The 6,661-nt window shown below is 67.7% G+C and carries 7 protein-coding genes; 3 read left to right on the top strand and 4 right to left on the bottom strand.

Translation table 11 applies throughout. From position 1 onward, the window contains the following. Positions 1-399, top strand: a 399-nt coding sequence (locus tag AC1D01_RS15855; protein ID WP_477867832.1) for a hypothetical protein, incomplete at its 5' end; no start/stop codon positions are given. An 83-nt stretch (positions 400-482) separates the two neighbouring features. Next, complete coding sequence (locus tag AC1D01_RS15860) at positions 483-1,154, top strand: response regulator transcription factor (protein WP_477867834.1); 672 nt, start codon at positions 483-485, stop codon at positions 1,152-1,154. Here AC1D01_RS15860 and AC1D01_RS15865 read toward each other — a convergent pair. From AC1D01_RS15865 to AC1D01_RS15880, 4 genes are all read right to left on the bottom strand, one after another. Continuing rightward, the gene (locus AC1D01_RS15865) at positions 1,151-2,767 is read right to left on the bottom strand and encodes a response regulator (protein WP_477867836.1); all 1,617 of its coding nucleotides are present in this window, start codon (positions 2,765-2,767) and stop codon (positions 1,151-1,153) included. The two genes, AC1D01_RS15860 and AC1D01_RS15865, sit on opposite strands and share 4 nt — an antisense overlap. After that, complete coding sequence (locus AC1D01_RS15870; RefSeq protein ID WP_477867838.1) at positions 2,764-3,222, bottom strand: response regulator; 459 nt, start codon at positions 3,220-3,222, stop codon at positions 2,764-2,766. The genes AC1D01_RS15865 and AC1D01_RS15870 overlap by 4 nt, the downstream gene beginning before the upstream one ends. A gap of 97 nt (positions 3,223-3,319) precedes the next feature. Further along, the gene (locus AC1D01_RS15875; RefSeq protein ID WP_477867840.1) at positions 3,320-4,621 is read right to left on the bottom strand and encodes a DUF4397 domain-containing protein; all 1,302 of its coding nucleotides are present in this window, start codon (positions 4,619-4,621) and stop codon (positions 3,320-3,322) included. A 30-nt stretch (positions 4,622-4,651) separates the two neighbouring features. Continuing rightward, on the bottom strand, positions 4,652-5,641 hold the full coding sequence (locus AC1D01_RS15880; protein ID WP_477867842.1) for a tRNA dihydrouridine synthase: 990 nt from the start codon (positions 5,639-5,641) through the stop codon (positions 4,652-4,654). A 130-nt stretch (positions 5,642-5,771) separates the two neighbouring features. Here AC1D01_RS15880 and AC1D01_RS15885 point away from each other — a divergent pair. Beyond that, positions 5,772-6,661, top strand: an 890-nt coding sequence (locus tag AC1D01_RS15885) for a sensor histidine kinase (protein ID WP_477867844.1), incomplete at its 3' end; no start/stop codon positions are given.

The following is a 6,661-nucleotide window of genomic DNA, read 5'->3' on the forward strand; positions in this document are numbered from 1 at the left end:
ATCCTGATCGCCGTGTGGTGGCTGGCGCATCACTGCTTCGACAAGCGACTGTCCGTGCTGAGGCGCCAGTTCGACGCCCAGCGGGCCGCCACCCGCGAATTCCTCCAGCACGCGAACAGCCAGATCGATCTGCTGCAGAGCGAGCTGGCCCAGGCCCGGCGCCGTGAAGACATTCTTCGCGCACGGCAGGCGGCCAAGGCGCACGAGCACACCAGCGCGCGCCACAAGACCGGCACCGGCTCCAAGACCTTGCTGTCCGTGCTTCGCGAACAAGCAACAGTCACATCGCACAAGCATCCAGAGACACCCATCGCAGGATGTGCAGACAAGATGCACGAATCACCCATGCTGCCTGCACACGGCAGATCCAACATCGGTGTCAAGGCTCAAGCAGCCTGACTCCAGAAGATGACGCCGCCGCGAAGTGGCATCACACCAAGATCCAGGGACCGGACTCTCATCTTTTCAACATCGAGGCAGGTATGACAAGCAGTAGTGGAATAGCAAGGATTCTGATCGTCGATGACCACGAGATCGTCAGGGACGCCGTGAGCCTGTTGCTGAACAAGCTCGAGCGGCCGGTGATCACGTTGGCCGCAGGCGATTTCCAGACGGCACGCAACATCCTTTCGAACGAGACCGTCGACCTGGTGCTGCTCGGCATCTCGTCGCCCATCGGGCCCAGCCTGAATGGCGTGGTGTTCCTCAGGAAGCTTCCGGCCTGCCCGCCGATCGCCGTGTTCTCGACGCACACGACGCGACGCTTCGTGTCGAGCGCCGTGGCCGTGGGCGCCTCCGGGTTCATTCCCAAGTCGCGCTCGGCTGCCGACATCCTGCAGGCGGTGACCTCGCTGCTGGGCGGCAACAAGTACATGCCGACCGAAGACGAGATGACGCATGTCGCCGCCACGTCCGAGATCGAGGCCAGCGAGCAGACCTACGCGGAAGAGAACCTCGCTGCCGCCTACGACCTCGCGCCGCGCGAAGCAGCCGTGCTGAAGTGCGTCTGCCAGGGCATGCCCAACAAGCGCATCTCGACCGAGCTGAACATCTCGCCGAATACCGTGCGCAACTACCTGTCGCGCATCTTCAAGGTGATGAACGTGCGCAACCGGACCGAAGCCGTCGCTCGCACGCAGAACATCCTGCGCTAGTTCGTGGCTGCGCCCGGGACCGATGGCAGCGCACTGGTTTCCTCGACCCATTCCAGGTCGAGCAGTGCGCCCATCTGGTCCAGCAGCGCTTGCAGGTTGATCGGCTTCGTCAAGAACGCGTTGGCACCGGCCGACAGGCTCMTTTCCTTGTCGTCCACCATCGCCCCTGCCGAGATCGCGATCACCGGCAGCTGCGCATGGGTCCGCCGCAGAAGGCCCAAGGTTTCAAGGCCTCCGAGGCGGGGCATCCGGATGTCGAGCAGGATCAGGTCCGGCTTGCTGCCGGCGAGCATGGACAACGCCTCGGCGCCATCGCCGGCCTCGCACAGATCGAAGCCCAGGCCGCCCAGCATGTCGAGCAACAAGGCGCGGTTGGTCACCACGTCGTCCACCACCAGGATCCTGCGCCGCCCCCCGGCATAGCCGACCACGCAGCCAGGTGCCGAAGGGGGTGCGGACGGGCCGTCCTGCGCAGCGGGCTCCAGCGCCAGGTCGAACCAGAAGCGCGTGCCTTCGCCCTTCGCACTCTGGACATGGATCTCGCTGCCCATCAGCCGCACGAACTGCCGGCTGATCGCCAGGCCCAGGCCGGTGCCGCGGTTTCGGTCCTCGAGCCCGCCCACCTGCTCGAACGGTTGGAACAGCCGTGACAGCTGCGCGGCATCCATGCCGGCGCCGGTGTCCTGCACTTCGAAGCGCAGCGCGTTCGAGGCGCCGGTCCGCACCCGCAATGTCACCGTGCCGTGCTCGGTGAACTTGACGGCGTTGTCGAGCAGGTTCAACAACACCTGCCGCAGCCGCTTCTCGTCGGCCCGGAAGGTCGCCGGCAGGTCGGCGGACAGTTCCGCGCCCAGCTGCAACGCGGGCTTCTGCCTGGCCCTGACGCCCATCAGCTCGACCAGGCCGTCGAGGTAGCGAGGGAGATCGAATACCGTCGGGCACAGCTCGAACTTGCCGGCTTCGATCTTCGCGAGATCGAGGATGTCGTTGATCAAGGTCAGCAGGTGTTCGCCGCTCTGCCGGATGGCATTCACGCCCGCCTGCTGCCGCTGCGTCAGGTTCCTGTCCCGTTGCAGCAGTTGCGCGAAGCCCAGCACGCCGTTGAGCGGCGTCCTCAGGTCGTGGCTCATCGCCGCGAGGAACGCGCTCTTGGCCCGGTTGGCCACCTCCGCCCGATCCCGTGCGATCACCAGTTCGGCGGTATGGGCGTGGACCAGGTCCTCGGCGTGGCGCCGCCCGATCGCATAGCGGATCGCTCTCGACAGCAAGTCCGCGGTCACCTCGCCCTTGACCAGGTAGTCCTGCGCGCCGGACTGGATCGCCTCCAGCGCGACCGCCTCGTCGGTGAGTCCGCTCATCACCACCAGGGCGGGCACCTTCACCGGCTGCGCAAGCAACTGGCGCATCGTGTCGAGACCCCAGGTGCCGGGCAGGCCGAGGTCGAGCAGCAGCACGTCGAAGTGCTGCTGCGCCAGCGCCTGCACGCCGGCATCCAGGTTCTCGCACCAGGTCAGCGTGAACTCATCGGTCCGCACTTGCGACAGCATGTCCTTGATCAATCGCGCGTCTCCCGCGCTGTCCTCGATCAGCAGGACACGGCGCAGGCCGTTCACGCCACGCCCCCGCGACCGACGAGGCTCACCGTCTGCAGCCAGAAGCGCTCGATGTTGTGGATCACCTGGTTGAACTCGTGCAGGTCGGCGGGCTTGCTGATGAAGCAGTTCGCCTGCAAGTCGTACGCATGGGACACGTCGTCGTCCGACTGCGAGGTGCTCAGCACGATCACCGGGATGGACCGCAGCGCTGCATCGGACTTGATTGCCGCGAGCACGTCTCGACCGCCCATCAACGGCAGGTTCAGGTCGAGCAGGATGAGGTCGGGCCGCGGTGCCGTTTCGTAAGGGGTCTCGCGATGCAGGAACCGCATCGCCGAGATGCCGTCCTCGGCATGGTGCAGGCGCAGGTCATGCCCGTTGCGGCGCAGTGCTTCGCGCGTCAAACGAACATCGCCCGGGTTGTCTTCGACCATCAAGACATCGACGGCCCTGAACGCGCGCTGCAACAACATCGCCGCACCCTCCGGATGCGGACGACTATAGCCCCATCGCCCGTCGAAGAGTCCCCCTGGAGCCGGTGGAACTCCGAGGGGGAAACCCTGAACCGCCTCAGCGGTCGGCGCGCATCAGGCTGGAGGTGCCCACCGTCGACGTGTTGCCCAGCAGGAAGACACTGTAGACCTTGCCGGTCGTCAGCGTCTGGTCCGTGGCCTGCCAGAGCCTGGTCGACCCGGCGTTGGCCACGATCGTCGCCAACGCCGCGCTGGTCGCCACCGTGGCCGGCGCCGAGGCGGTGCCGAACGCGACGTCGTCGCCGATCACGTCGCTGTCGAGCGTCAGCGTCGCGCTGCCCGTCAGGCCGTTGACGGCATTGACCAGGCGCAGCTTGACCGGCTCGGAAGCGCTGGTCGACGGCGTGTTGTCGTCGGTGAGCACCGAGAGCTTGGGAGACGCCACGTCGCCGGTCACGAGCAGTGTCAGGTCGCCGCCGGCAGGAGCCGTCGACGTGCCGACGTCCACGGCCGCACCGTTGACGGTGACGTTCAGGGCGCCAGCCGTCACCAGGCGGTAGCTGCCCACCGAGGCCGGCGGGAGGTTGCTGCCGACGGTCGTGCCGTTGACCGCGACGTTGATCGTGTCGGTCGCCACCAGGGTGTTGGCCACCACGCGCACGCGCGTCGACAGATTGGCGCTCGGCGTCACCGCCCCTTGCTGGTTGACCAGCAGCCCGTTCACCAGCACGCCACCGCTGCTGCGGGTCAGCACGAGCGTGGCGACCTGCTGGTTGCCGAGCGCCAACGCCGGGATGTCCAGCCGCACGTCGGTCCTGCTGCCGGCGGCGGTCACGCACACGTGGTAGGTGCCGGCGACGAACGCGGTGTAGGCGGTCGGGGCCGTCGCCGAGGTCGCGGTCGACAGCCCGCTCGCGGCCGCAATGGAGGTGGCACCCAGCGCATTGCACGCCGCCTGGCCGACGTACACGTCGACGTTGCCGGCTTCGAGACCGGCGGTGTTCATGAAGCGCAGCTTGGCCTGGCCCGAGCTCGGCGCGCCTTCGTCTTCGGTCAGGTAGCTGACCTGCAACGCAGACCCGCTCGCATAGGCCAGCAACGCATAGTGCGAGCCCGCCGACACCGAGCCCGACAGGCTGGCCGCCGTGACGCCGGAGCCGCTCTGGGCGATCTTGAAGGTGTAGCTGTCTTCGTCGAGGTTGGCATAGCCGCTGCCGGCCCCGGCGGCCACGTTGCTGATGATGCCGCTGTCGTCGCGGTAGGCGTCGAGCTGCGCGAAATCGGAGGTGGCATTGATCAGGCGCACAGAGCCCTGGTCTTCGTCGCTGTTGCCGCCACAGGCATGCAGCAACGGGAGCAGGAGAGCGGTGATCAGCAAGGCACGGGTCGGGCGTTTCACGAGTCGGGATCCTCGAAATGGTTCAGGTCATTATGCGGGCACGTCTGCAATCGCTTGATGTCTCGCGTGTGAAGCTGTATGACTCGCGCCGCACCACTGTTGCAGATGCAATTCCAGCAGTTGCGGGTCATTGATGGTGCGCACCGCCTGGTAGGCCGCTTCGGCCTCCGGGTGGCGGCGCCGCAGGYAATTCAACCACTGCTTGAGGCGACCGGCGCGATGACGCGGCTCGACATGCCCGCCCACGAGCTGCCAGAAATGCAGCATCAGCGGCAGCAGCTGCGCCCAGCCGAGCGAACTGCCCGGCCGAGCGATGGCACGCGCCAACCCCGGGTCGGCCACCATGCCGCGGCCGACCATCAGCGCATCGCATCCCGACACCTGGCGACAGCGATGCGCATCGGCCACCGTCCAGATCTCGCCGTTCGCGATCACCGGAATCGGCACGGCCATGCGCACCGCATGCACGCGGTCCCAATAGGCCGGCGGGCGGTAGCCGTGCGCCTTGGTGCGTGCGTGCACGACCAGCTCCGCCGCGCCGGCACCCGCGATGGCCTGCGCGCATTCCACGGCCCGCAGGTCGTCGTCGAAGCCGAGGCGCATCTTRGCCGTCACCGGCATCGTCATCGGCACCGCACGCCGCACCGCGGCGACGATGCGCGCCAGCAGCTCCGGATCCTGCAACAGCGCGGCGCCGCCGCCATGCCGGTTCACGACCTTCGCCGGACAGCCGAAATTGAGATCGATGCCGGCCGGTCCCAGCGACGCCAGGCGCGCGGCATTCTCGGCCAGGCAGCCCGGATCGGAACCGAGCAGCTGCGCGCTGACCGGCACGCCACTCGGCGTGCGCCCGCCATGGCGCAATTCCGGAACGATGCGCAGGAACACGCGCTCCGGCAGCAAGGTGCCGGTGACGCGGATGAACTCGGAGACGCAACGGTCGATGCCGCCGGCGCGGGTGAGCACGTCACGCAGCGTGAAATCGAGCAACCCCTCCATCGGGGCCAACAGGATGGTCATCGGATCGTTGTGGACTGGCAATCCAACAGTGTACGTATGTCCCGAAATGAAGCGACCGGCCGGCGCCGGCCGCCCGCCAGCGGCCCACCGGCCCGGCCCGGTTGCATACTGGCGCGCGGGGAGACAACACATGGCACTGCATCGCACGTCGGGTGAGATCCCGGGCCTTGGCGCTCCTGGCGAGGTTGGACCCATCCCCCCGCTGGACGCCGCCCACGCCGAACACGTCGCAGCCGAACTGCTGCGCATGGTGCTGCTGCACACACGCGCCGGCACGCTGCTCGCGACGGCATTCGCCGTGCTGCTGGCGATCKACTGGTCGGGCTCCACCCCGCTCGACTGGGTGCGCGGCTGGATGATCGTCAAGCTGACGGTGTCGGCCCTGCGGATCTTCACGGCCCACAGGCATGCGCGCGCCGGGCAGCCGGCCACCCGAGGCTGGCGGCGCCTGACGTACGGCCTGCTGGCACTCGACGGCGCGGTCTGGGGGGTGGCGGGCCTCTGGCTGATGCACCAGCCGGTGCAGGTCTCGTCCTTCGTCGCGGCGGCCCTGGCCTGCGTGACCTGCGTCGCCACCTTCGGGCTGCAGGCCCGCCTGCTGGCCACCGCGGCCTATGTGGGGCCGATCATCGTGCCCACGGCCCTCGGGCTGGCGCTGCGGGCCGATGAAGTCGGCGTGGTCGGCAGCCTCGGATTGCTGATGCTGCTGGGCCTGCAATTGCTGACGGCCCGCGCCGGCGAACGACGCCTCACCGCCAGCATCCTGCTGAGGGTCGAGGCCCAGGCGCTGGCCCGGGAGAAGGCGGCCGCACTCGAGCTGGCGCAGCGGCAGATCGAGGTCAAGAACCAGTTCCTCGCCAACATCAGCCATGAGCTGCGCACGCCGTTGCACGGCATCCTCGGCGTCGCACGGCTGCTCCATCTCGAGGCGAGCGAACCTGCCGTGCAGCATCGCCTCGAGCTGATCGAGTCATCGGGCACCCACCTGCTGAGGTTGATCAACGACCTGATCGACGTCTC

Source organism: Rhizobacter sp. P3_B12, assembly GCF_056402895.1.

Excerpts from the sequence above, each read along its gene's own strand:
- AC1D01_RS15860 (WP_477867834.1), top strand. The coding sequence starts at position 483 with ATGACAAGCAGTAGTGGAATAGCAAGGATTCTGATCGTCGATGACCAC.
- AC1D01_RS15870 (WP_477867838.1), bottom strand. The coding sequence starts at position 3,222 with ATGTTGTTGCAGCGCGCGTTCAGGGCCGTCGATGTCTTGATGGTCGAA.